This is a genomic window from Streptomyces sp. 378 (genome assembly GCF_030124145.1).
Classification (GTDB): Bacteria; Actinomycetota; Actinomycetes; order Streptomycetales; family Streptomycetaceae; genus Streptomyces.
Window position 1 is genome coordinate 99,980 of sequence record NZ_JASKMS010000007.1, and the last position, 22,091, is coordinate 122,070.

Consider the following 22,091-nt stretch of genomic DNA (forward strand, 5'->3'; position numbering starts at 1 on the left):
GGCGGTGCGGAGGCTGGAGTCGGCGGGCGCGCACGACTGAGGCCGGGTGCGGCCGTGCCGTCGCGAAGCGCGGGCCCCCGTACCTCGCTCCCGCACGCCGCAGGGCGGAACGGAACGGGCCCGGCGCCCCATCGGTGCCGGGCCCGCGAAGCCGTTGATCAGAGGGTCGATGCCGCCGAAGCGATGGCGGAGGCGAAGGCGGAGACCTCCGTGTAGACGCCGGGCGCCTCGGGGCGGGCGCAGCCCTCGCCCCAGCTGACGATGCCGACCTGGATCCAGTCGCCGGCGTTGTCCTTGCGGAACATCGGGCCGCCGGAGTCGCCCTGGCAGGTGTCGACGCCGCCCGCGTCGAAGCCCGCGCAGATCTCCTCGTTGGCGACGAGGCCGCTGTAGAGGCCGCCGTAGGCCTTGCAGGCGGCGTCGCTGACGAACGGGACGGTCGCCTTCAGGAGGTAGCGCTGCTGGGAGCCGCCCTCACGGTTCGCGCCCCAGCCCGCGACGGTGAAGTCACCGGTGTTGTACTGGGCGGTGGTGGCGATCTTCAGGGTCGGCAGGTTGATCGGCCGGGCGAGCTTGATGAGCGCCCAGTCCTTGCCGGTGCCGTTGTAGCCGGGGGCGCGCAGCACCTTGGTGGAGCGGACCTGGACGCGGCCGCTGGTGGACTGGAGGTCGACGACCCCCGCGGTGGCGGTGATGCCGGTGTTGTTGCCGGACCGGCCCACGCAGTGCGCGGCCGTGAGCACGATCTGCTGGGTGTAGAGCGCACCGCCACAGCCCATGGAGAGCCGGACCATGAACGGGAACTCGCCCTGTGTGGCCCGGGTCCCGCCGACGACGGGGGAGGGGGCGGCCTGTGCGGCGGAGACGGGCTGAAGGCTGGCGATCGCGAGCGCGGCGGCGCCGAGGACCGCGCATCTCTTGAGGGCCGTGAGGAGTCTCTTCAACGTGATGCCTTCCGTGGGGGGTTGACCGGGGAGATGTGCAACCGAAGCATCAGATTGACGAGTGCATGACAGCAGCAGGGCAAAAAGAACGTCCATGTGCTGGCATGGACTGGTCAAAATACTGCTGCTGGATTATGAGAACGCCGGCAGTCTTTGCACAAGGGCCCGGAACCGGCCAGACCGGCCCGGTGGTGTGTCACCGGGCCGGCCCCGCGGGGCTCACGCGTTCCTGATGGCCGAGATGTCGAAGTTCAGCTTGATCTTGTCGGAGACCAGGACTCCGCCGGTCTCCAGCGCGGCGTTCCAGGTCAGGCCCCATTCGGAGCGCAGGATCTCCGCCTTGCCCTCGAATCCGACGCGCTCGTTGCCGAAGGGGTCCTTCGCGGCGCCGTTGAACTCGAGGTCGATGGTGAGGGGGCGGGTGGTGCCCAGGATCGTCAGGTCGCCGGTGATCCGGTACTCGTCACCGCCGAGCGCCTCCGCCTGGGTGGAGCGGAACGTCATGGCCGGGAACTCGTCCGTCTTGAAGAAGTCCGCGCTCTTCAGGTGGCCGTCACGGTCGGCGTTGCCCGTGCTGATGCTGTCCATCACTACGTCGAGGGAGGCCGTCGACCGTGACGGATCGGTGCCGTCCAGGTGCAGTGTGCCGGTGAAGTCCTGGAAGCCGCCCTTGACGTTGGTGACCATGGCGTGCCGGGCGACGAAGCCGATCGTCGAGTGCGCGGGGTCGATCGTGTAGTCGCCGGTCAGGGCGGCCTGCTCGGGGTTCACGGCGGCACCGGTGGGAGCGGCGGTCCGGGCGTCGTTGCGGCTGAAGATGCTCATGGGGTGTACGCCTCCTGCATGCGATGTTGAATCTTTAACTACTTCAACGAGACCCACCGTAGACCTATTCCGTTCAATGTTTAACATCTTCACCGGGTGGGTCCGCGACGCCTTCCGCGGCGCCCCTCCCGTACACCCGGTTGGCGGAACCGCGCGCCCTGCGGTGGCGACGTCCGGCGAGAAGGGGTTCCGTTTCTAGGGAGCGTATGGAGACAGACGAGACCACGGCGGACGCACAGCGCAGGGGAGAGCGACTCGTGACACTCACCGGCTCCGGCTCGGCCTACGACCCACCGGCGGACCCCGTCCCGCCCCGCGCCACGACGCCCGTCCCCGCCCGGGTGAACCAGTACGGGCCGCCGCGGCGCCTGGACCGGCGCGTCGCCCTGGTCACCGGAGCCTCCTCGGGCATCGGCGCGGCGACGGCGCGGCGGTTCGCCATGGACGGCTGGCAGCTGATCCTCAACGGACGCGACCGGTACCGCCTGGAACAGACGGCGTCCGGCACGTCGGCCGTCGTGCTGCCCGCCGACCTCGCCGCCCCGGGCGGCCCCCGCCTGCTGGCCCAGTCCGCCCTGCACACCACCGGCCGGATCGACGTCCTGGTCGCCGGAGCCGGCCTCGGGTGGACGGGCCCGTTCTCCGCCATGCCGCACACCGACATCGACCGGGTGCTGACCCTGGACCTCAACGCCACGCTCCACCTCGTGCGCGAGGTACTGCCCTCCATGATCGCGGCCGGACGGGGCCGCGTGGTGCTGCTCGGCTCGGTCGCGGGCTGCGTGGGACTGCGGGAGGAAGCGGTGTACTCCGCCGCCAAGGCCGGCCTGGCCGCCTTCGCCGAGGCGCTGCGCCAGGAACTGCGCGGCACGGGCGTCGGCGTCACCTTCGTCGTCCCCGGAGCCGTCGACACGGCCTTCCACCCCCGCCGCGGCAGGCCCTACGACGGCACTCGCACCGGCCTGCTCTCGCCCGGCTGCGTCGCCGGCACCATCTGGGAAGCCGTGCGGCACAACCGCGACGAGGCGTACGTCCCTGCGTGGCTCACCGTCCCGGGCCGGGTCCGCGGCCTGGCACCGGGCCTGTACCGCCGCCTGCTGAACCGCTTCGGCTGACCCCGGGCGGCTTCTCGCGGTGCGGCCTCCAACCCGGGCCGTTCGCCGTTCCGGTCACTCCGGCGGTCAGCGGTTCCAATGGCCCGGGCCGTTCACCCGTGCCGGACCTGCCGGACCTGCCGGATCTACCGGGGCTGTCATCCCGTTCCGGTCGCCCCGGCCGTTCGCCGGTTCCGGTGGACTCGGCCGCTCCCCGTACGACCTCTGCGGCCCCTCGGGGCACGGCCCTGGTCCCGCCCCCCGTGCGCGCGGCCCCTGTGGCCCCTCGCGTCACCACGGCCGCCCTGCCGGTTCTGGTCACCCGGGCCGTTCTCCGTTCGGCTCGCCCTGGGCGTTCCCCGCTCGGGTCGCCCCGGCCGATCCCCTTCCCGGTCACTCCGGCCGTCCGCGGATCCGGCCATCCCGGCCGTTCACCCCTTCCGGTCGCCCCGGCCGTTCCCCCGTTCCGGTCACTCCGGCCGGATGCACCGTTCAGGTGACCGTCTCCCCGTGGTAGGGCATGGGCATGACTCCCCAGCGTCGCGTGGTCCCTCGCCATACGGCCGTGGCCGCCGCCCGGCCCCGGCCCAGCCGCCGCGCCCTGCTGCTGGCGGCCACGGCCCTCGCGGCGACGGGGGGCACGGCGCCCGCGGGCGGCGGCGCCGACACGGCGGATGATCCGGGCGATCCGGGCGGCCCGGGTGATCCGGGTGGCTCGGACGGCCCGGGCGATCCGTACGACACACTCCGCCGACGCTGGCTCGGCATCTCGCTCGGTGCCGGCTACGACCCGGCGGCCGAGCCCTACGCGGCCCGGCTCGCCGAAACCGGCACACTCGCCCGCGGTCTGCTCGCCGGCATGGCCCCGGCGCCGGACTCCCTCTGGCCGGGCCACCCCTTCGACCCGCCGGCCGGCATCACCCTCGGCTACGGCCGCCTGTGGACCATGACGCAGGCCTACGTCCAGCAGGGCACCGGCTCGACCGCCGACCCCGGCCTCCTCGCCGACATCCTGCGCGGCCTCGATCACCTCTCCGTCACCGTCTACAACCCCTCCACCCCCCGCTACGGCAACTGGTGGGAATGGCAGATCGGCAGCCCCCGGCTGCTGATGGACATCACGGCCGCCCTGTACGAGCACCTGGGGGAGACCCGGGTGCGCGCCGCCTGCGCCGCCGTCGACCACTTCGTCCCCGACTCGGCCTTCGGGGACTACTCCGGCACCTCCACCGGCGCCAACCGCGTCGACCTGTGCCGTTCCGCCGCCCTGAGCGGCATCCTCGGCCGCGACCCCGCCAGGATCGCCCTGGCAAGGGACGCGCTCTCCCCGGTCTTCCCGTACGTCACCCGGGGCGACGGCCTCTACGCCGACGGCTCGTTCGTCCAACACACTTGGGTCGCCTATTCGGGCACCTACGGCCAGGTCATGCTCGACGGTCTCGGCCGGCTCTTCGCCCTGCTCGCCGACTCCGACTGGGAGGTCACCGATCCCGAGCGGCAGATCATTCTCGACAGCGTCGAACGCGCCTTCGCGCCGCTCCTCCACGACGGGCTGGTCATGGACAGCGTCAACGGCCGGGCCATCAGCCGCGGTCACCTGGCCACCGACGACCGCCCGGTCATGCGCAGCGACCACTACCACGGCCACCAGCTCATCGCCGCCATCGCCCTCCTCGCGGCCGGCGCGAGCACGGCGGAACGCGACCGCTGGCACGCCCGTATCAAGGGCTGGGCCGAACGGGACACCGTGAGCCCGATCCTGACGGCTTCGCAGTTCGGGGTCGCGGACCTGTCCCGGCTCGACGCCATCGCCGCCTCGCCCGTCCCGGCCGCCCCCGAACCCGCCGGGCACCACCTCTTCGCCGCCATGGACCGGGCCGTCCACCGCGGCCCCGGCTTCACCGTGAGCATCGCCATGGCCAGCGACCGCATCGCCCACTACGAGTGCGGCAACGGCGAGAACCCCCGCGGCTGGCACACCGGCGCGGGCATGGTCAGCTGGTGGGCCTCCGCGAGCGACCAGTACACGGACTGGTTCTGGCCGACCGTCGACTGGTACCGCCTGCCCGGCACCACCGTCTCGACCAAGCGGCTCGCCGACCGCGAAGGCGGCGAATGGGGTGCGGCCCGCCCGGGCACGCGCTGGGTGGGCGGCACGACCGACGGCACCTACGCGGCCCTCGGCCAGCACCTCAAGGGCCTCGGCTCCACCCTCGAAGCCCGGAAGTCCTGGTTCTGCGTCGCGGACGCGGTCATCTGTCTGGGAGCCGGGATCACCTGCGCCGACGGCGGCCCGGTCGAGACGATCGTCGACAACCGCAACCTCGGCGCATGGGGCACCCAGCGCTTCGTCAAAGGCCCGAACTGGGCCCACCTGGAGGACCACGGCGGCTGGGTCCTGCTCGGCCGTGAGCCCAGGGCGCTGCGCGAGGACCGCACCGGCGCCTGGTCCGACATCAACACCGGCGGCACACCGCAGCGACGCACCCGCCGCTGGCAGACCCTCTGGCTGGACCACGGCACCGACCCCGAGGACGCCACGTACGCCTACGTCCTCATGCCCGGGGCGTCCCGCCGGGCGGTCGCCCGCCGCGCCGCCGACCGCCACTGGATGTCGGTGCTCGCCAACGACGCCGTCCGCCAGGCGGTCACCGTGCCCTCCCTCGGCTGCACGGCCGCGAACTTCTGGCGGGCCGGCACGGCGGGCCCGCTCACCGCCTCCGCAGGCGCGAGCGTGCTGATGGTCCGCCGGGGACGTACCGCTACCCTCTGCGTGAGCGAACCGCCCCGCACGGGCGAGCCCCTGGAGATCACCTGGGACGGCCCGGTCCGTCGGGTCGTCCGCGCGGACGAGACGGTCGAAGTGCTCTCCACAGGCCGCCGATTGCACCTGCGCGTCACCCCTGGGGAGGCATGCGCCACACACATCTGTGAGGTGGCTCTCGCCTGACCGCTTTGTGTGACCCCTACAAGCAACACGCCAGCTGAGCAGTCGGAAAGGGTCAACGCCGCCATGGTTCTGTTCAGTGGTACCAGGAAAACACGCCGGACACTGTGAGGAGTCGACGGCCCGCATTCCTCGGTTGGCTTCGTAAGGTCACTACATGACCGTTTTGGATGAGGCGCCGGGTGAGCCGACCGACGCGCGCGGACGCGTGGCCGAACTGCACGAGATCCGTGCGCAGGCGATGGCCGGACCGAGCGAGAAGGCGACGGCGGCGCAGCACGCCAAGGGCAAACTGACCGCGCGCGAGCGCATCGAACTCCTCCTCGACCCGGACTCCTTCCGGGAGGTCGAGCAGTTGCGCCGGCACCGGGCCACGGGCTTCGGACTGGAGGCCAAGAAGCCGTACACGGACGGTGTGATCACCGGCTGGGGCACGGTGGAGGGCCGCACGGTCTTCGTCTACGCGCACGACTTCCGCGTCTTCGGCGGCGCGCTGGGCGAGGCCCACGCCACGAAGATCCACAAGATCATGGACATGGCCATCGCGGCCGGTGCCCCGCTGGTCTCCCTCAACGACGGTGCGGGCGCCCGTATCCAGGAGGGCGTCTCGGCGCTCGCCGGGTACGGCGGCATCTTCCAGCGCAACACCAGGGCCTCGGGCGTGATCCCGCAGATCTCGGTGATGCTCGGTCCGTGTGCGGGCGGCGCGGCCTACAGCCCCGCCCTGACCGACTTCGTCTTCATGGTCCGCGAGACCTCGCAGATGTTCATCACCGGTCCCGACGTCGTCAAGGCGGTCACCGGCGAGGAGATCACGCAGAACGGCCTGGGCGGCGCCGACGTCCACGCCGAGACCTCGGGCGTGGCGCACTTCGCCTACGACGACGAGGAGACCTGCATCGCCGAGGTCCGCTACCTCCTCTCCCTGCTCCCGCAGAACAACCGCGAGAACCCGCCCCGCACCGAGTCCTCCGACGCGGCCGACCGCCGCTCGGACGTCCTGCTGGACCTGGTCCCGGCGGACGGCAACCGGCCCTACGACATGACCAAGGTCATCGAGGAGATCGTCGACGACGGCGAGTACCTGGAGGTCCACGAGCGCTGGGCCCGCAACATCATCTGCGCGCTGGGCCGGATGGACGGCCAGGTCGTCGGCATCGTCGCCAACCAGCCCCAGTCCCTGGCGGGCGTGCTGGACATCGAGGCCTCCGAGAAGGCGGCCCGCTTCGTGCAGATGTGCGACGCCTTCAACATCCCGATCATCACTCTTCTGGACGTCCCCGGCTTCCTCCCGGGCGTCGACCAGGAGCACGGTGGCATCATCCGCCACGGCGCGAAGCTCCTCTACGCCTACTGCAACGCGACCGTGCCGAGGATCTCCCTGATCCTGCGGAAGGCCTACGGAGGTGCGTACATCGTCATGGACAGCCAGTCCATCGGCGCCGACCTCACCTACGCCTGGCCGACCAACGAGATCGCCGTCATGGGCGCGGAGGGCGCGGCCAACGTCATCTTCCGCCGCCAGATCGCCGAGGCCGAGGACCCCGAGGCCATGCGGGCCCGCATGGTCAAGGAGTACAAGTCCGAGCTGATGCACCCCTACTACGCGGCCGAGCGCGGCCTGGTCGACGACGTCATCGACCCCGCGGAGACCCGCGAGGTGCTCATCAAGTCCCTCGCCATGCTCCAGACCAAGCACGCGGACCTGCCGTCCCGAAAGCACGGCAACCCGCCGCAGTAACCCGGCGGACATCTTCCTCACGGAGACTGACACTCATGGAATCTGCTGATATCCGCGTCGAGAAGGGCCACGCCGAGCCCGAGGAAGTCGCCGCCATCACGGCCCTCCTCCTGGCCCGCGCCGCCGCCCGCCCCACCGACCCGACCCCGGCCCACCGCGGCCGCATCAAGGCCGGCTGGCGCCGCCTGGAGCGCGAGCCCGGCTTCCGCGCCCCGCACAGCTGGCGCTGACCCACCCTTCGAATAAAGGGCCCCTCCACACGGAGGGGCCCTTTATTCGATGCCCAGGGGGTGCGCGCCGTAAGGGGCGCGGGGAACCGCGCGACAAGCCACGATCCACCTGCACCCGGCAACGCGACAGCCCCTGGCAGCCCAGAGGCCGCCAGGGGCTGTCCCACAGCAGGAGAACTACCGCAGACGAGCCATCAGCGCATGCTCGACCAGCGTGATCAGCGCCGACTTCGCATCGGCCCGATGCCGCGCGTCCGTCGTGATGATCGGGGTGTCAGGCCCGATCTGGAGCGCTTCGCGCACCTCGTCCGGCGTGTACGGCTGCTGGCCGTCGAAGCCGTTCAGCGCGATGACGAACGGCAGGCCGCTGTTCTCGAAGTAGTCGACGGCGGGGAAGCAGTCGGCGAGCCTCCTCGTGTCGACCAGCACGATCGCGCCGATGGCGCCGCGCACCAGGTCGTCCCACATGAACCAGAAGCGGTCCTGGCCCGGTGTACCGAAGAGGTACAGGATCAGGTCCTGGTCCAGGGTGATACGGCCGAAGTCCATGGCGACCGTCGTGGTCGTCTTGTCCCCGGTGTGGGTGAGGTCGTCGATGCCGGCCGAAGCGGACGTCATGACGGCCTCGGTGCGCAGCGGGTTGATCTCCGAGACGGCACCCACGAACGTGGTCTTGCCCACGCCGAAGCCGCCAGCCACCACGATCTTCGCGGACGTGGTGGAGCGGGAAGGCCCTCCGCTAGAGCTTGCGAAGTCCACTGAGCACCCTTTCGAGCAGTGTCACGTCTGGCTGGCCGCCGGCGCTCTCGTCGCCGCCGGGCTGATGGATGGCGACCAGTCCCGCCTCCGCCAAGTCGGCGACGAGGATCCTGGCCACGCCGAGAGGGATCGTGAGGAGCGCCGAGATCTCGGCGACCGACTTGATTTCCCGGCAGAGGTTGCAGATCCGCTGATGCTCGGGCAACTGGCCCTGCATCTGATGCGGCTGCGCAGTGGTGTGCACCAGCGCCTCGATGGCGAGCTGGTAGCGCGGGCGGGTCCGGCCGCCGGTCATGGCGTACGGACGCACCAACGGATTGTGGTGGTTCGACGCCCCGCCGGGCGTCGGCTCGGGGCTGCGGCGCTGCGGCTGCACGGGCTGAATGCGCGGCGCGTGCGGCTGGTCGTACGGCGAAGGGCCGGGGCCCTGCGGCGCGTACGGCTGCCGGTGGCTGGGCGCGGAGGGGAAGTTGTAACGGTTCGGGTTCTGACCACCGTCGCCCTGACCCTGGGCAGGGCCGTACGACCAGTTGCCCGAAGACGGACCGCCTGGGGGTGTTGCCACTTTCTCCTCCTCCGACTGTGCCTGGCACCCATCGCTGTGGAGCCGCGTCCCAAGACCTTACGGCCCCGGGACGCCAAAACGCACCGTCCGTCTGTTAGTTGAGCAGGCTCCCCTGGAGCTCCGCACGAAGGTCCGGTGTCAGGACCGTACCGGCTCGGTCGACCAGCAGCGCCATCTCGTACCCGACGAGGCCGATGTCCGCCTCCGGATGTGCGAGGACCGCGAGCGACGATCCGTCGGAGACGGACATGATGAACAGGAATCCCCGCTCCATCTCCACGACCGTCTGGTTCACGCTGCCACCCTCGAAGATCCGGGAGGCGCCTGCGGTCAGAGACGTCAAACCGGAGGCGACGGCCGCGAGCTGGTCGGCGCGGTCACGGGGGAAGCCTTCGGACATCGCCAGAAGGAGTCCGTCGGCGGAGACCACCACCGTGTGGGACACCCCCGGGGTGTTGTCCACGAAGTTGGTGATCAACCAGTTCAGGTTCTGTGCCGCCTGGCTCATCGGGCTCACACTAACGCTCCTGGTTGTAGGTGCTGTCAGGACCGAGGCCCTGGCCGTTCGTTTCACTGCCTGCGCTGCGTCCGCGTTGGACGCCTCGACGCAGGTTGCTCAGCCTGCCCCGGACGTCCTCCGGGGCGCGGGAGACCTGTGGGCCTCCCTGGTGGGTGCTTTCGGCGGCGCCCTCGATCAGGTTGGCCTTGGGCACCCGCCTCGGCAGGCCGGAGGAGGTGACCCCGCCCGCCTTGGGCTTCCGGAGCTGCGAGGCCTGCTGCCACCGCTCGTCGTTCGCCGAGCGCCAGTCGTCCCCGTTGTTCCCCGGAGCGGAGGCCGGCGGTTCCTGGCTCACCTGGCGTGCGCCACCACCCGTACCGTTCGCACCGCTCGCGTTGGGTCCACGGCGGGGAAGCCCGGCGTCGGTCATGGTGTGAGCGGCGGAGGGGCTCGATCCCGGACGGTCGAAGCCTACGCGGTCCTGCTCACTCGCGTCAGCGGCCTGCGCAGATTCCGTTTCCGGGGCCTGAGAAGGGTACTGGCTCGGGTAGCCATTCTGGTAGCCGTCCTGCTGCGGCCAGTCATCCTGGTGACGACGCTGCTCGAACGCGGCGAATCCGCCCTGCCCACCCGTGCCCTGCGCCGGGGGCTCCTCCTGGGCCGGCTCCGCATAGGAGGGCTCCGGGTAGCCGCCGTTCGGCGAGAAGGTGTCGTTCTGCGGCAGACCGCCGCCCGGCGCGTAGTACTGCTCGTCGTACGCAGCCCGCTGCGGCTCCTCGTACGCCGCGTGCCGCTGCTCCTCGTACGACGCCTGCTGCTCCTCGTACGGCGCCTGACGGTCGTACGCGGACGGCTGCTGCTCCGGGTAACCGCTCTGGCCGGTGTCGTAGGCCTGCCCGGCGTCGTAGCCCTGCTGCCCGTCCGCGTACTCGTCGCGGTACCCGGTCGCCTCGGTGGACTGCTGCTGGTCGCTCTGCCCGGGCAGCGCGGGCTGCTCGTGCGACTGGGCCTCCAGGGCCGCCCGGCGCTCCTCGCGCATCAGGGAGCGGCCCACGGGGTCCAGCTCACGTATGTCGTCGGGGACTTCGGTGTAGCGGCTGTCGTCGAAGCCGAGCTCCGCGGCCGTGCGCATGGGCTGGCCGAAGTTCTCGCCGCCGAAGTTCTGCTCCGGGATGATCTGCGAGACGGTGAACTCGTCGCGGTCCACGTGGTGCTCGCCGCCGCCACCGTGGGTGATCGCGTCCGGCAGCATGACCAGCGAGGTCGTCCCGGCCTGCTCGCCCGAGGGGCGCAGCTGGACGCGGATGCCGTGCCGGTCGGACAGGCGGCCGACCACGAACAGGCCCATGCGCTGGGAGATCGCGGCGTCCACGGTCGGCGGGTTGGCCAGCTTGTGGTTGATGTCCGCGAAGTCCTCGGCGGTCAGGCCGATGCCCTTGTCGTGGATCTCGATCATCACGCGGCCGTCGGGCAGCCGGGTGGCGGTCACGCGGACCTTGGTCTGCGGGGAGGAGAACGTCGTCGCGTTCTCCAGCAGCTCGGCGAGCAGGTGCACGAGGTCGGTCACGGCCCGGCCGTGGATCTCGGCCTCCGGGACACCGGACAGCTCGATGCGCTCGTACTGCTCCACCTCGGAGGAGGCGGCGCGCAGCACGTCGACCAGCGGGACCGGCTGGTCCCAGCGGCGGCCGGGCTCCTCGCCGGCGAGGACCAGGAGGTTCTCGCCGTTGCGGCGCATACGCGTGGCCAGGTGGTCCAGGCGGAAGAGGTTCTCCAGCTGGTCCGGGTCGGCCTCGTTGTTCTCCAGGTCGGTGATCAGGGTCAGCTGGCCCTCGATCAGGGACTGGTTGCGGCGCGACAGGTTGGTGAAGATCGCGTTGATGTTGCCCCGCAGCAGGGCCTGCTCGGCGGCGAGCCGGACGGCCTCGCGGTGGACCTGGTCGAAGGCGCGGGCGACTTCGCCGATCTCGTCCGTGGTGGTGATCGGGATGGCCTGTACGCGGGTGTCGACGCGGCCCGGGTCGGTGCGGGAGAGCTGGTCGACCAGCATCGGCAGGCGCTGCTCGGCGATGCCGAAGGCGGCGTTGCGCAGCTGACGCATCGAGCGGCTCATCTGACGGGCGACCGCACCGGCCAGGATGAAGGCCAGCAGCAGGGCGACCACGACGGCGGCACCGGTGATGTAGGCGTCACGCTGGGCGTCGTCGGCGATGTCCGAGGCCTCGCTCACGGCCTTGTCGGCCAGGTCGTTCTCGATCTTCTCGTACGCGTTGAACTTGAGGGTGTTGACCGCCCACCAGTTCTCGGCGGTGATGCCCTTCTCCGCGAGGGCGGCGCGGGCGCTCGGGTCCGTGCTCTGGAGCGTCGCGACGGCGGAGATCATCGTCGTCGGGTTGGACGGCGGCGGGACGTAGTCCGGGTTCTTGGCCTTGGCCTCCCGGGCCATCACGGCGGCGTCGGCCTTGATCTTGGTCTCGGCCGCGTCGAGCTTGGCCGCGTCCTGCTCGGTGCCGCCGCCGATGTACTCCTGCACGGCGATGCGCTCGAGGTAGGCGTACGAGGACAGGGCGATGCGCTGGCTGGCCAGGTTGCCGGCGTCCGGGCCCGGCTTGACCAGGATGTGCATGCCGATGGAGCGCTGCAGCGACAGGGCCGCCTTGGTGAGCTCGATGGCGTACACGGTCCGGCCGTAGCTGGTGATGTTGCCGGTGCCCAGACCGAGCTCGTTGGCGAACTCCGTCAGCGGGTGGGCGACCTCGACGTAGCCCTCCTCGGTCTGCACGCCCCTGAGCTTGGAGGTGTACGCGACCTGGCGCAGCGTGGCGAGCTTCGGCTCCGCCTTGCGGAACAGATCCAGCCGGCGCTCCAGGCCGGGCTTCGCCGGCATGTTCTGGGCCGCGGCGTCGAAGGCGTCGGCCGCCTCGTCGGTGGCCTTGCGGACCTGCGTGACGGTCGCCTTGTCCTGCGCGGTCTGGGCGCTGCCCTTCAGCAGGGGCGCCGCCGAGGCGTCACGTTCGTTGTAGAGGGCGTTGGCGTAGAGCAGCGAAGCGCGCACCAGACGCGCCGTGTTCTCCGCGTCCTCGGCCTCCTGCCAGGTGTCGATCGAGCTCTTCACCTGGAAGCCGCCCATGACGAGGCCGACCACCACGGGTATGAGCAGGATCGCGTTGAGCCTGGTCGCCACGCGCCAGTTGCGCGGGGAGAGACGGCCGCCGCTCTCGGCGGGCGCGGCCGTCGGCTCCGAACCGGGCACGGGGGCGGGCGCCGCTGTGCGCGGCGGCGGGGTGAAGTTGCCCCGGGCCGACGGCTCGGGACTGTTCTTGCTTCGCCTCACTCGACCAACAACCTCTCGGCGGTCGGCACCAACGTTGTGCCGCAGTGTTCAGAGCCCAACACGACTCGATGGACGAGTACGTCATTGACTATTGGGCAGTTCAGGCATTCCAGCACGACGACCTGCGCTCTTCCAAACAGTCCGGGGAGGCGATTCGACGTGATGCAAGCCCCAGATAAAACGGTCATAAAGAACGAGCCCCGCCAAAAGGCGGGGCGATTGTGAGCGCAGCGACACCGCATGTGCGCGACGCGTGGCCGTACCACCCCATTCCTCTGCCGAAACGTTATGAACACCGTGGCCGACCGTGTCAAAGGACACAGTCGGCTCCGGTGTATCTACGGCAACTGCCGTATGACGTATCTGAATTGGGTGCTACCTCAGCCGTGCCATCAAAGCATGCTCGACCAGTGTGATCAGGGCACCCTTCGCATCCGACCGGTGCCGGGCGTCGGTGGTGATGATCGGGGTGTCCGGTCCGATCTGCAGCGCCTCGCGCACCTCTTCGGGCTGGTAGGGCTGCTGTCCGTCGAAGCCGTTCAGCGCCACGACGAACGGCAGACCCGAGTTCTCGAAGTAGTCGACGGCCGGGAAGCAGTCGGCCAGGCGCCGGGTGTCCACGAGCACCACCGCGCCGATGGCACCGCGCACCAGGTCGTCCCACATGAACCAGAAGCGGTCCTGGCCCGGCGTACCGAAGAGGTACAGGATCAGGTCCTGGTCCAGGGTGATACGGCCGAAGTCCATGGCCACCGTGGTGGTGGTCTTGTCCCCGGTGTGGGTGAGGTCGTCGATGCCCGCGCTGGCGGAGGTCATCACGGCCTCCGTGCGCAGCGGGTTGATCTCCGAGACGGCACCCACGAACGTGGTCTTGCCCACGCCGAATCCGCCCGCCACCACGATCTTCGCGGAGGTGGTGGATCGACCCGCGTCAGAGCTTGCGAAGTCCACTGAGCACCCTTTCGAGCAGTGTCACGTCCGGTGCACCGGTGGCGTCGTCGCCGCCCGGCTGGTGGATCGCGACGAGACCGGCCTCGGCGAGGTCCGCGACCAGGATCCGGGCCACACCGAGCGGCATGTTGAGCAGCGCCGAGACCTCGGCCACCGACTTCACCTCACGGCAGAGGTGGCAGATCCGCTGGTGCTCAGGGAGCAGTCCCATGAGCGCGGCGGGGTCCGCGGTCGTACTGATCAGTGCCTCGATGGCCAACTGATAGCGCGGCCGCGTCCGGCCGCCGGTCATGGCGTAAGGCCGTACCAGCGGCTGGTCGCCCTCGTCCTCGTACGGCTCCGCGTACGGATCATGAGAGGCGGTGGGCGGGGTCATGAGTCCTCCGGGCGGGACAGCAAGTCGGTCAGCAAGCCGTCTGACGGGGCCTGTGTGGGGTGTGCGGCGGCCGGACGGTGATGTGGGTGAGACGGGTGGTGCCGGGGCCGATCAGTGGAGCAGACTGCCTTGGAGCTCAGCTCGCAGGTCGGGGGTGAGGACCGCGCCCGCGCGGTCGACCAGGAGCGCCATCTCGTAGCCGACGAGGCCGATGTCGCACTCGGGGTGGGCGAGAACGGCCAGGGACGAGCCGTCCGAGACGGACATGAGGAACAGGAACCCTCGCTCCATCTCCACGACCGTCTGCGCCACCTCACCGCCCTCGAAGATCCGGGAGGCGCCCGCCGTCAGGGACGTCAGGCCCGAGGCGACGGCCGCGAGCTGGTCCGCGCGGTCGCGCGGGAAGCCCTCCGACATCGCCAGGAGGAGACCGTCGGCGGACACGACGACGGTGTGGGACACCCCGGGGGTGTTGTCCACGAAGTTGGTGATCAACCAGTTGAGATTCTGTGCCGCCTGGCTCATCGGACTCAACTAACGCTCCTGCTGGTGAGTGGGCCGTGGGTGGCTGCCGGTCTGGGTGGACCCGGCCTGACGACCCTGTGCGATTCCCCGACGGAGATTGGTCAGCCGGCCGCGCACGTCATCGGGCGCACGCGAGACCTGCGGACCGCTCTGGTGGGTTTGCTGCTGAGCCGTGCCCGGGACGAGGTTCGCCCGGGGCACCCGGCGCGGCAGGCCGGAGGTGGTGACACCACCCGCGGCGGGCTGGCGGACGCGTTCGGCCTGGCGGACGAGGTCGTCGTTCGGCGAGGCGCGCCAGCCGGCGGGGGCGGCGGACCGCTGCGGACCGGTGGGTCCCTGCGGTTGCTGCGGGGCGGCCGGAGCGGAACCGTTGTTCTGCGGCTGCTGCTGCTCCTGCTGGCCGTGGAACCAGTTGGTCTCCAGCGTGTCGTACAGCGGGGTACGACCGTCGCCCGGACCGGACGCCGGCGGCAGGGCCTCGGGCTCCTGCCGGACGGGCCGGGCCTGCGGGGCGGGCGGACGCGGGGCACCGAAGTCGGCACCGCCCCGCCCGCCGTTGACCTGCGGCCGCTCGAACTGGCCCGTGCCCGCCGGGTCGGCCGGTGTGGCCGGACCGGGCAGGGTGGGCCGGCCGGAGCCGTTGTCCTGGCGCGGCGCGGGGTAGTGGCCGGTCGAGCCGTTGTCCTGGCTGGGTGCCGGGTAGTGGCCGGTCGAGCCGTTGTCCTGCCGCTGAGCCGGGTACTGGCCGGTGGAGCCGTTGTCGTAGGACTGCGGTGCCGGGTACTGGCCGGTGGAGCCGTTGTCGTAGGACTGCGGTGCCGGGTACTGGCCCGTGGAGCCGTTGTCGTAGGACTGCTGAGCCGGGAACTGGCCCGACGTGGACGACGGGTCGGGGCGCCCGCCCGTGGTGCCGAAGACGTCCGGGCGGACGAACTGGCCCGGGCCCTGCGACGCGTTCGCGCCCGGGCCGAACGGGTCCGCGTGCTGCGGAGCGCCGAAGTCGGCCGGCGAGCCGGGACCCTGCCGGTCGTTGTCACGCGGGACGGCCGGCATCTCCGACGTCGAGCCGGGGTTCTGACGGTCGTCGACACGCGGCATGGACGCCGTGCGGGCGACGTCCGGCTCCTCGTGGCCGCGCGGGGCGTCCAGCGAGGCACGCGGCACCGGCGGCTGGGCGTTCTCGTCGCTCCAGCTCGGCACCCGCTGCTGCGCGTCACCCCCGGGCAGCTCGGCCCGCGGACCGCCACGCGGCGGCAGCTGCGGCCGGCGGCCCTTGCCCTGCTCGGAGTTGTTGCCCTGCTTCTTCCGGCTGCGGCCACCGCCGAAGGCGTCCTGGCCCTGCGGCCCGTTGGTGCCCGCGGCCTGCAGACCCTGCGGGGCACCCGGCGCCTGCTGGCCGAATCCGGCCCCGGCACCGGCCGGAGCCTGACGGCCCTGCGGGGCACCACCCTGCTCGAACGCGGAGGTGCCGGGACCCTGTGGTCCGCGCGCTCCGCCCGGACGGCCACCGTCCGCGTCCCGCCCGGGCAGCGCGGCCCGCGGACTCTGGCCGGGAGCGAGCCGGCCACCGCCGGACGCACCGCCGCCGAAGGCACCGCCGGACGCACCGGCCCCGAGGGCACCGGCGTTCTGGCCGGCACCGGCGGCACGCCGGGCCGCGGCCGCACCGGCGGCGGCCTGCGCGGCGGCGGGTCCGCCACCGACCGGCGGCTGACCGGGCTGCTTGGGCTGGGGCTTCCTGCCCCCCTGGGCGACATCGACGGGCAGCATGACCAGCGCGGTCGTACCACCGGAGTCGGACGGGCGCAGCTGGATGCGGATGCCGTGCCGCTGGGACAGCCGGCCGACCACGAACAGACCCATGCGGCGGGAGACGGAGACGTCCACCGTCGGGGGAGAGGCGAGCCGCTCGTTGATCGCGGCGAGGTCCTCGGGGGAGAGGCCGATGCCGGTGTCGTGGATCTCGATCAGCACACGGCCGTCGGGCAGCGCGTGACCGGTGACCTTGACCTTGGTCTGCGGCGAGGAGAACGAGGTCGCGTTCTCCAGCAGCTCGGCGAGCAGGTGCACGAGGTCGTTGACCACACGGCCGGCCACTTCGGTGGTCGGCACGGAGGCCAGCTCGATGCGCTCGTACTGCTCCACCTCGGACGCGGCGGCGCGGAGCACGTCGACCAGCGGCACCGGACGGGTCCAGCGGCGGCCGGGCTCCTCGCCCGCGAGGACGAGGAGGTTCTCGCCGTTACGGCGCATGCGGGTCGCGAGGTGGTCGAGCTTGAAGAGCGAGGACAGCTGGTCCGGGTCGGCCTCGCGGGACTCCAGCTCGGAGATCAGCGACAGCTGGCGCTGGATCAGACCCTGGGAGCGACGCGAGAGGTTGGTGAACATCGCGTTGACGTTGCCCCGCAGGAGGGCCTGCTCGGCGGCGAGGCGGACCGCCTCGCGGTGCACGTCGTCGAAGGCCGAGGCCACTCGGCCGATCTCGTCCCGGGAGTGCACACCGACCGACTCCACGGAGGTGTCGACATCCTGCGGGTCGGACTCGGACAGCTGCTTGACCAGCTCGGGCAGACGGTCGGAGGCGACCTTGGTCGCGGTCTCCTCCAGGCGGCGCAGCGAGCGGATCATGGACCGCGCCACGACGAAGGCGCCGACCAGTGACACACCGAGCACGATCAGGATCAGGGCACCGGAGATGATCGCGTCGCGCTCGGTGGCGCTGCGCAGCTCGCGGGCCTTCTGCTCCATCTCCTCGAGCAGCGTGTGCTCGATGTTCTTCATCTGCTGGATCTTGGTGGAGCTGTCGTCCAGCCAGTCGCGGTAGGACCGCTTGTCCTGCTGGGCGAGACCGCTCGCGGAGACCAGGGCGCGACCCGCGTAGGTGTCGGTCGCCTTGATCGTGGAGTTGCCGCCGTCCTCGATCGGCTTGAGCAGCTCGGCGGCGGCGTCCTCGCCGTAGATGCTCTTGAAGCTGCGGATCTCGGAGTTCTGGCTCTCCAAGGCCGACTCGGCGTAGAGCCGGTCGTTCGGGGAGAGCTTGCCGGTGGTGGTGTTGCTCGCGGGAAGCGCCGCCGCCAGGGCCGCGCGCTGGATCGAGGAGTACTCCTTGGCGGAGGAGAACGCCGCCAGCGCTCGCGTGCGCTGGATCATGTCCGGGTTGCTGGTCGCCTCGGCCATGTCCTGGGAGAGGTCGATCAGGTTCTCGATCAGACGGTGGTAGGCCTCGACCGTCTGCGTGGAGTTGCCCTCGGAGGCGTAGGCGCTCTTGCGGATCTGCTCCAGGTCGCCCAGCTCGCCGGCGAGCTGGACGAGGTACTCGCGGACGCCCTTGAGGTTGCCGTCCTTGCTGGTGTTGTCGATCTCCTCGGAGCTGTCGAGGAAGTTCTTCCGCGCCCGGTCGGTCTTCTCGCGCAGTCCCTTGACCGTGAAGTCGGTCGCCTTGCCGCCGTGGGCCAGCGGGCCGGCCGACTGGTCGCGCTCCTCCTGGAGGGCGGCCGACAGCTCGGTGGCCTGCTTGGTCAGGTCCGTCAGCAGCTTCATGTTGTCCAGCTGCTGGATGTTGTCCATGGAGTCGTTGATACGCAGGGCGCCCAACGACGTGGCGGCGACCACGGGAAGCGCGAGCAGCGAAACCAGACGGGTGGAGATGCGCCAGTTCCGCAGGGCTATTCGCGGGCCGGGGCCCACCGGGCCCGCCGGCGGCTTCAGGCCCTTGGCCGGGCTCGCGGTCCCGGGCGAAGCCGGACCGGAGCGCTCACCGCCGTCGCCGGCCGGGCCCTGGTTCTGGGCGTGCTGGGGCGAGGGGCCGCCATTCATGGGGCCAGTCCCGCCGTGCGGCTCCGGCCCCGCCGAAGCGTTGCCATCCCTCTTGAAACGTCCCTGCACTAGCGTCGCAACCTCTGGACCAGGCACCCCGTCGCCTGAACGGCGGGGCACGGTGTCGGCGTTCTGGGGACGCCCTGAAAAACGCCCCCGTGGTGGTAGAGAGTGACCGGCGCTGGTTCCCCCTTCTCACCGCCGCTCGGCGCGTCTGTGCGCCCCCTGTGCGCCGGCTCGATCCAGCGGCGGTCCGTGAGATTCCAGCACAGCACAGGATCTCCAACAAGGCCCGTAGGCCGAGCCGTGACTTAGGTGACACCACGTGAGTGCCGGATCACCTGACGTAGAAGGCGAGTTCACTCATTTCGGGCGTAAACCCGCGAGTCGCCGAGTCCGGTCAGGTGTCCCAGTCGCCATGATCAGGAGCGGAATGAGGGCTTCAGTGAGTCAATGTCCGTTTCGTTGGGGTGGAGTCCGAGTCCGGATTGACCGATTCGCCCTCTGATTCGTGAGGAAACTCACATGCCGATCGTGGCCTCCGGGCGACCGGGCCGGGGAATCGCATGTTTAGCCTGACGCTTTACAGCGATGGCACAACCGACAACCCGCGCCCGCAGGGGGTTCACACCCCTCCCGGCGCCCGTCACAGGACAGGGCCAAGTAAACAGTGAAGACGACGACGATGTTCCACAAGATCGCCAACCCGCGGCGCACGACGCTGGCGCACCTGCAGGACGCCGACGAACTGCGGACGCCGGAGCAGCCGGAGCACCCCGTCGACCTCCCGGCCCAGACCGCCAACCCCAAGCGCACCGTCCTCATGGAGATCCCCGTCGCGGCCGCCGCGGCCGCGGAATGACACCAGGTAGTACGCGGGCCGGCCGCCGGATGCTCACGGTGGCGGCACATGGATTTCGACGGGGCGCCCCCCGCGACGGGGCGCCCCTTCACCATGCGCGGGGCGGGGGACCTCCCCGCGTTAGCCTGGACCGTCAGACTCCAGCCGCTTCAGTCAAGGGGCCAAGCATCCCGTGCGCATCGCCAGATTCTCCATCGACGGGAACGTCGCCTTCGGTGCCATCGAGGGCGACAAGCAGGACGAACTCGTCCTGGACATCATCAAGGGCATCCCGTTCGCGGACTTCGAGCTCTCCGGCACGAAGGTGCCGGTGAGCAAGGTCAGGCTGCTGCCGCCGGTGCTCCCCAACAAGGTCGTGGCCTTCGGCCGCAACTACGGCGAGCACGCGCGCGAGCTGGGCCACGAGGTCCCCGACGCCCCCTTCGCCTTCTTCAAGCCGTCCACCTCGGTGATCGGCCCCGGCGACGAGATCCAGTACCCCTCCTTCTCCGAGGAGGTGCACCACGAGGCCGAGCTGGCCGTCGTCATCGGCCGGATGTGCCGCGAGGTCCCGCGCGAGCGCGTCAAGGACGTGATCTTCGGATACACCTGCGCCAACGACATCACCGCCCGCGACGTGCAGAGGCGCGAGAAGCAGTGGGCCCGGGCCAAGGGCTTCGACAGCTCCTGCCCGCTCGGCCCCTGGGTGGAGACGGACCTGGACGCGAGCGACCTCACCATCCAGCTCACGGTCAACGGCCAGCAGCGTCAGCTGGGCCGCACCAGCGAGATGATCCACTCGATCGAGGATCTGATCGTCAACATCACCGAGGCCATGACGCTGCTCCCCGGCGACGTGATCCTCACGGGCACCCCGGCTGGGGTCGGCCCCCTGAACGTCGGCGACGAGGTCGCCGTCACCATCGAAGGCATCGGCACTCTCACCAACAAGGTTGTCAAGCGTGGCTAGCGCATCCGGCTCCCCCTCCCCCAAGTCCTCGACTCCGCTCGGACAGGGGGTACCCCCACGCGTCCGTTTCTGTCCCTCGCCCACCGGTAACCCCCACGTGGGCCTGGTCCGCACCGCCCTGTTCAACTGGGCGTTCGCCAAGCACCACCAGGGCACCCTGGTCTTCCGCATCGAGGACACCGACGCGGCCCGCGACTCCGAGGAGTCGTACACCCAGCTGCTCGACTCGATGCGCTGGCTGGGCTTCGACTGGGACGAGGGCCCCGAGGTCGGCGGCCCGCACGCGCCGTACCGCCAGTCGCAGCGCATGGACTTGTACAAGGACGTCGCGGCCAAACTGCTCGACGCCGGCCACGCCTACCGCTGCTACTGCTCCCAGGAGGAGCTGGACACCCGCCGCGAGGCCGCCCGCGCCGCTGGCAAGCCCTCCGGCTACGACGGCCACTGCCGTGAGCTGACCGCCGCGCAGGTCGAGGAGTACCAGGCCCAGGGCCGCGAGCCGATCGTCCGCTTCCGGATGCCCGACGAGACGATCACCTTCACCGACCTGGTCCGCGGCGAGCTGACCTTCACCCCGGAGAACGTCCCGGACTACGGCATCGTCCGCGCCAACGGCGCCCCGCTGTACACGCTGGTCAACCCGGTCGACGACGCCCTGATGGAGATCACCCACGTCCTGCGCGGCGAGGACCTGCTCTCTTCCACCCCGCGCCAGATGGCCCTGTACAAGGCGCTGATGGAGCTGGGCATCGCCAAGGAGATCCCCTCGTTCGGCCACCTGCCGTACGTGATGGGCGAGGGCAACAAGAAGCTCTCCAAGCGCGACCCGCAGGCGTCCCTCAACCTCTACCGGGAGCGCGGCTTCCTCCCCGAGGGCCTGCTCAACTACCTCTCGCTGCTCGGCTGGTCCCTCTCGGCCGACCGGGACGTCTTCTCGATCGACGAGATGGTCGCCGCGTTCGAGCTCTCCGACGTGAACCCGAACCCGGCCCGCTTCGACCTGAAGAAGTGCGAGGCCATCAACGGCGACCACATCCGCCTGCTGGACGTGAAGGACTTCACGGAGCGCTGCCGTCCCTGGCTCCGGGCACCCTTCGCCCCCTGGGCGCCGGAGGCCTTCGACGAGGCGAAGTGGCAGGCCATCGCCCCGTACGCGCAGACCCGCGTCAAGGTCCTCTCCGAGATCACCGACAACGTCGACTTCCTGTTCCTGCCGGAGCCGGTGGAGGACGAGGCCAGCTGGACGAAGGCGATGAAAGAGGGCTCGGACGCCCTGCTGCGCACGGCCCGCGAGAAGCTGGAGGCCGCCGACTGGACCTCCGCCGAGTCGCTCAAGGAGGCCGTCCTGGCCGCCGGCGAGGCCCACGGCCTCAAGCTCGGCAAGGCCCAGGCCCCCGTCCGCGTCGCCGTCACCGGCCGCACGGTCGGTCTGCCGCTGTTCGAGTCCCTGGAGGTCCTGGGCAAGGACACCACCCTGGCCCGGATCGACGCGGCGCTGGCCAAGCTGGCCGCGTAACGCGACACACCCGCACGGTGAGGGCGGCGCCCGGTTCGGGCGCCGCCCTCACCGTCTCCGCACAGCCGTCACCGGGATTTCCACCATTACGGTCAACTCCCGTGCTCACAGGGGATGTTGGCCGCCGCTGCGCGCACGGTGCCCGTGTGCCCCCTGGC

Annotated in this window: 17 protein-coding genes; 7 read left to right on the forward strand and 10 right to left on the reverse strand. The window is 70.7% G+C overall.

Translation table 11 applies throughout. From position 1 onward, the window contains the following. Positions 1–158: 158 nt before the first annotated feature. Together QNO09_RS12380 and QNO09_RS12385 are read right to left on the reverse strand one after the other, a co-directional pair. Positions 159–944, reverse strand: a complete 786-nt coding sequence (locus tag QNO09_RS12380; protein ID WP_283970189.1) for a S1 family peptidase — start codon at positions 942–944, stop codon at positions 159–161. A gap of 219 nt (positions 945–1,163) precedes the next feature. Then, positions 1,164–1,769 (reverse strand): YceI family protein, encoded by a 606-nt coding sequence (locus QNO09_RS12385; protein WP_283970190.1) that lies wholly within the window; start codon positions 1,767–1,769, stop codon positions 1,164–1,166. A 257-nt stretch (positions 1,770–2,026) separates the two neighbouring features. Here QNO09_RS12385 and QNO09_RS12390 point away from each other — a divergent pair, with 257 nt between their 5' ends. From QNO09_RS12390 to QNO09_RS12405, 4 genes are all read left to right on the forward strand, one after another. Next, positions 2,027–2,884: an SDR family NAD(P)-dependent oxidoreductase gene (locus QNO09_RS12390; protein ID WP_283970359.1), complete on the forward strand. Its 858-nt coding sequence runs from the start codon at positions 2,027–2,029 to the stop codon at positions 2,882–2,884. A 505-nt stretch (positions 2,885–3,389) separates the two neighbouring features. Further along, positions 3,390–5,813 (forward strand): polysaccharide lyase 8 family protein, encoded by a 2,424-nt coding sequence (locus QNO09_RS12395; RefSeq protein ID WP_283970191.1) that lies wholly within the window; start codon positions 3,390–3,392, stop codon positions 5,811–5,813. Positions 5,814–5,967: 154 nt separating this feature from the next. Further along, positions 5,968–7,551 carry an acyl-CoA carboxylase subunit beta gene (locus QNO09_RS12400; RefSeq protein WP_283970192.1) on the forward strand — a complete coding sequence of 528 codons (1,584 nt, stop codon included), beginning with the start codon at positions 5,968–5,970 and terminating at the stop codon, positions 7,549–7,551. Positions 7,552–7,586: 35 nt separating this feature from the next. Then, positions 7,587–7,781 (forward strand): acyl-CoA carboxylase epsilon subunit, encoded by a 195-nt coding sequence (locus tag QNO09_RS12405; protein WP_283970193.1) that lies wholly within the window; start codon positions 7,587–7,589, stop codon positions 7,779–7,781. A gap of 177 nt (positions 7,782–7,958) precedes the next feature. Here QNO09_RS12405 and QNO09_RS12410 read toward each other — a convergent pair whose 3' ends face one another. The 8 genes from QNO09_RS12410 to QNO09_RS12445 all read right to left on the reverse strand — a co-directional run bounded on the left by QNO09_RS12410 (position 7,959) and on the right by QNO09_RS12445 (position 18,675). After that, on the reverse strand, positions 7,959–8,540 hold the full coding sequence (locus QNO09_RS12410; protein WP_014675207.1) for a GTP-binding protein: 582 nt from the start codon (positions 8,538–8,540) through the stop codon (positions 7,959–7,961). After that, complete coding sequence (locus QNO09_RS12415; protein ID WP_283970194.1) at positions 8,521–9,105, reverse strand: DUF742 domain-containing protein; 585 nt, start codon at positions 9,103–9,105, stop codon at positions 8,521–8,523. The genes QNO09_RS12410 and QNO09_RS12415 overlap by 20 nt, the downstream gene beginning before the upstream one ends. A 94-nt stretch (positions 9,106–9,199) precedes the next feature. Then, entirely contained in the window at positions 9,200–9,613 is a 414-nt protein-coding gene (locus QNO09_RS12420) for a roadblock/LC7 domain-containing protein (protein ID WP_283970195.1), read from the reverse strand. A 10-nt stretch (positions 9,614–9,623) separates the two neighbouring features. After that, the gene (locus tag QNO09_RS12425; protein ID WP_283970196.1) at positions 9,624–12,938 is read right to left on the reverse strand and encodes a sensor histidine kinase; all 3,315 of its coding nucleotides are present in this window, start codon (positions 12,936–12,938) and stop codon (positions 9,624–9,626) included. A 375-nt stretch (positions 12,939–13,313) separates the two neighbouring features. Next, the gene (locus tag QNO09_RS12430) at positions 13,314–13,889 is read right to left on the reverse strand and encodes a GTP-binding protein (RefSeq protein ID WP_283970197.1); all 576 of its coding nucleotides are present in this window, start codon (positions 13,887–13,889) and stop codon (positions 13,314–13,316) included. Further along, positions 13,870–14,265: a DUF742 domain-containing protein gene (locus tag QNO09_RS12435; RefSeq protein ID WP_030851927.1), complete on the reverse strand. Its 396-nt coding sequence runs from the start codon at positions 14,263–14,265 to the stop codon at positions 13,870–13,872. The genes QNO09_RS12430 and QNO09_RS12435 overlap by 20 nt, the downstream gene beginning before the upstream one ends. Before the next feature lie 111 nt (positions 14,266–14,376). Next, positions 14,377–14,790: a roadblock/LC7 domain-containing protein gene (locus QNO09_RS12440; RefSeq protein ID WP_030851929.1), complete on the reverse strand. Its 414-nt coding sequence runs from the start codon at positions 14,788–14,790 to the stop codon at positions 14,377–14,379. A 9-nt stretch (positions 14,791–14,799) separates the two neighbouring features. Next, complete coding sequence (locus QNO09_RS12445) at positions 14,800–18,675, reverse strand: sensor histidine kinase (protein ID WP_283970198.1); 3,876 nt, start codon at positions 18,673–18,675, stop codon at positions 14,800–14,802. Between the two features lie 601 nt (positions 18,676–19,276). Between QNO09_RS12445 and QNO09_RS12450 the strand changes: the two genes are divergently transcribed. The 3 genes from QNO09_RS12450 (at position 19,277) to gltX (ending at position 21,933) form a co-directional block, all read left to right on the forward strand. Beyond that, positions 19,277–19,468, forward strand: coding sequence for a hypothetical protein (locus tag QNO09_RS12450; protein ID WP_283970199.1), 192 nt, complete (start codon positions 19,277–19,279; stop codon positions 19,466–19,468). Positions 19,469–19,640: 172 nt separating this feature from the next. Beyond that, complete coding sequence (locus tag QNO09_RS12455) at positions 19,641–20,417, forward strand: fumarylacetoacetate hydrolase family protein (protein WP_283970200.1); 777 nt, start codon at positions 19,641–19,643, stop codon at positions 20,415–20,417. Continuing rightward, positions 20,410–21,933, forward strand: coding sequence for a glutamate--tRNA ligase (gene gltX / locus QNO09_RS12460; RefSeq protein WP_283970201.1), 1,524 nt, complete (start codon positions 20,410–20,412; stop codon positions 21,931–21,933). The genes QNO09_RS12455 and gltX overlap by 8 nt, the downstream gene beginning before the upstream one ends. Positions 21,934–22,091: the final 158 nt, after the last annotated feature.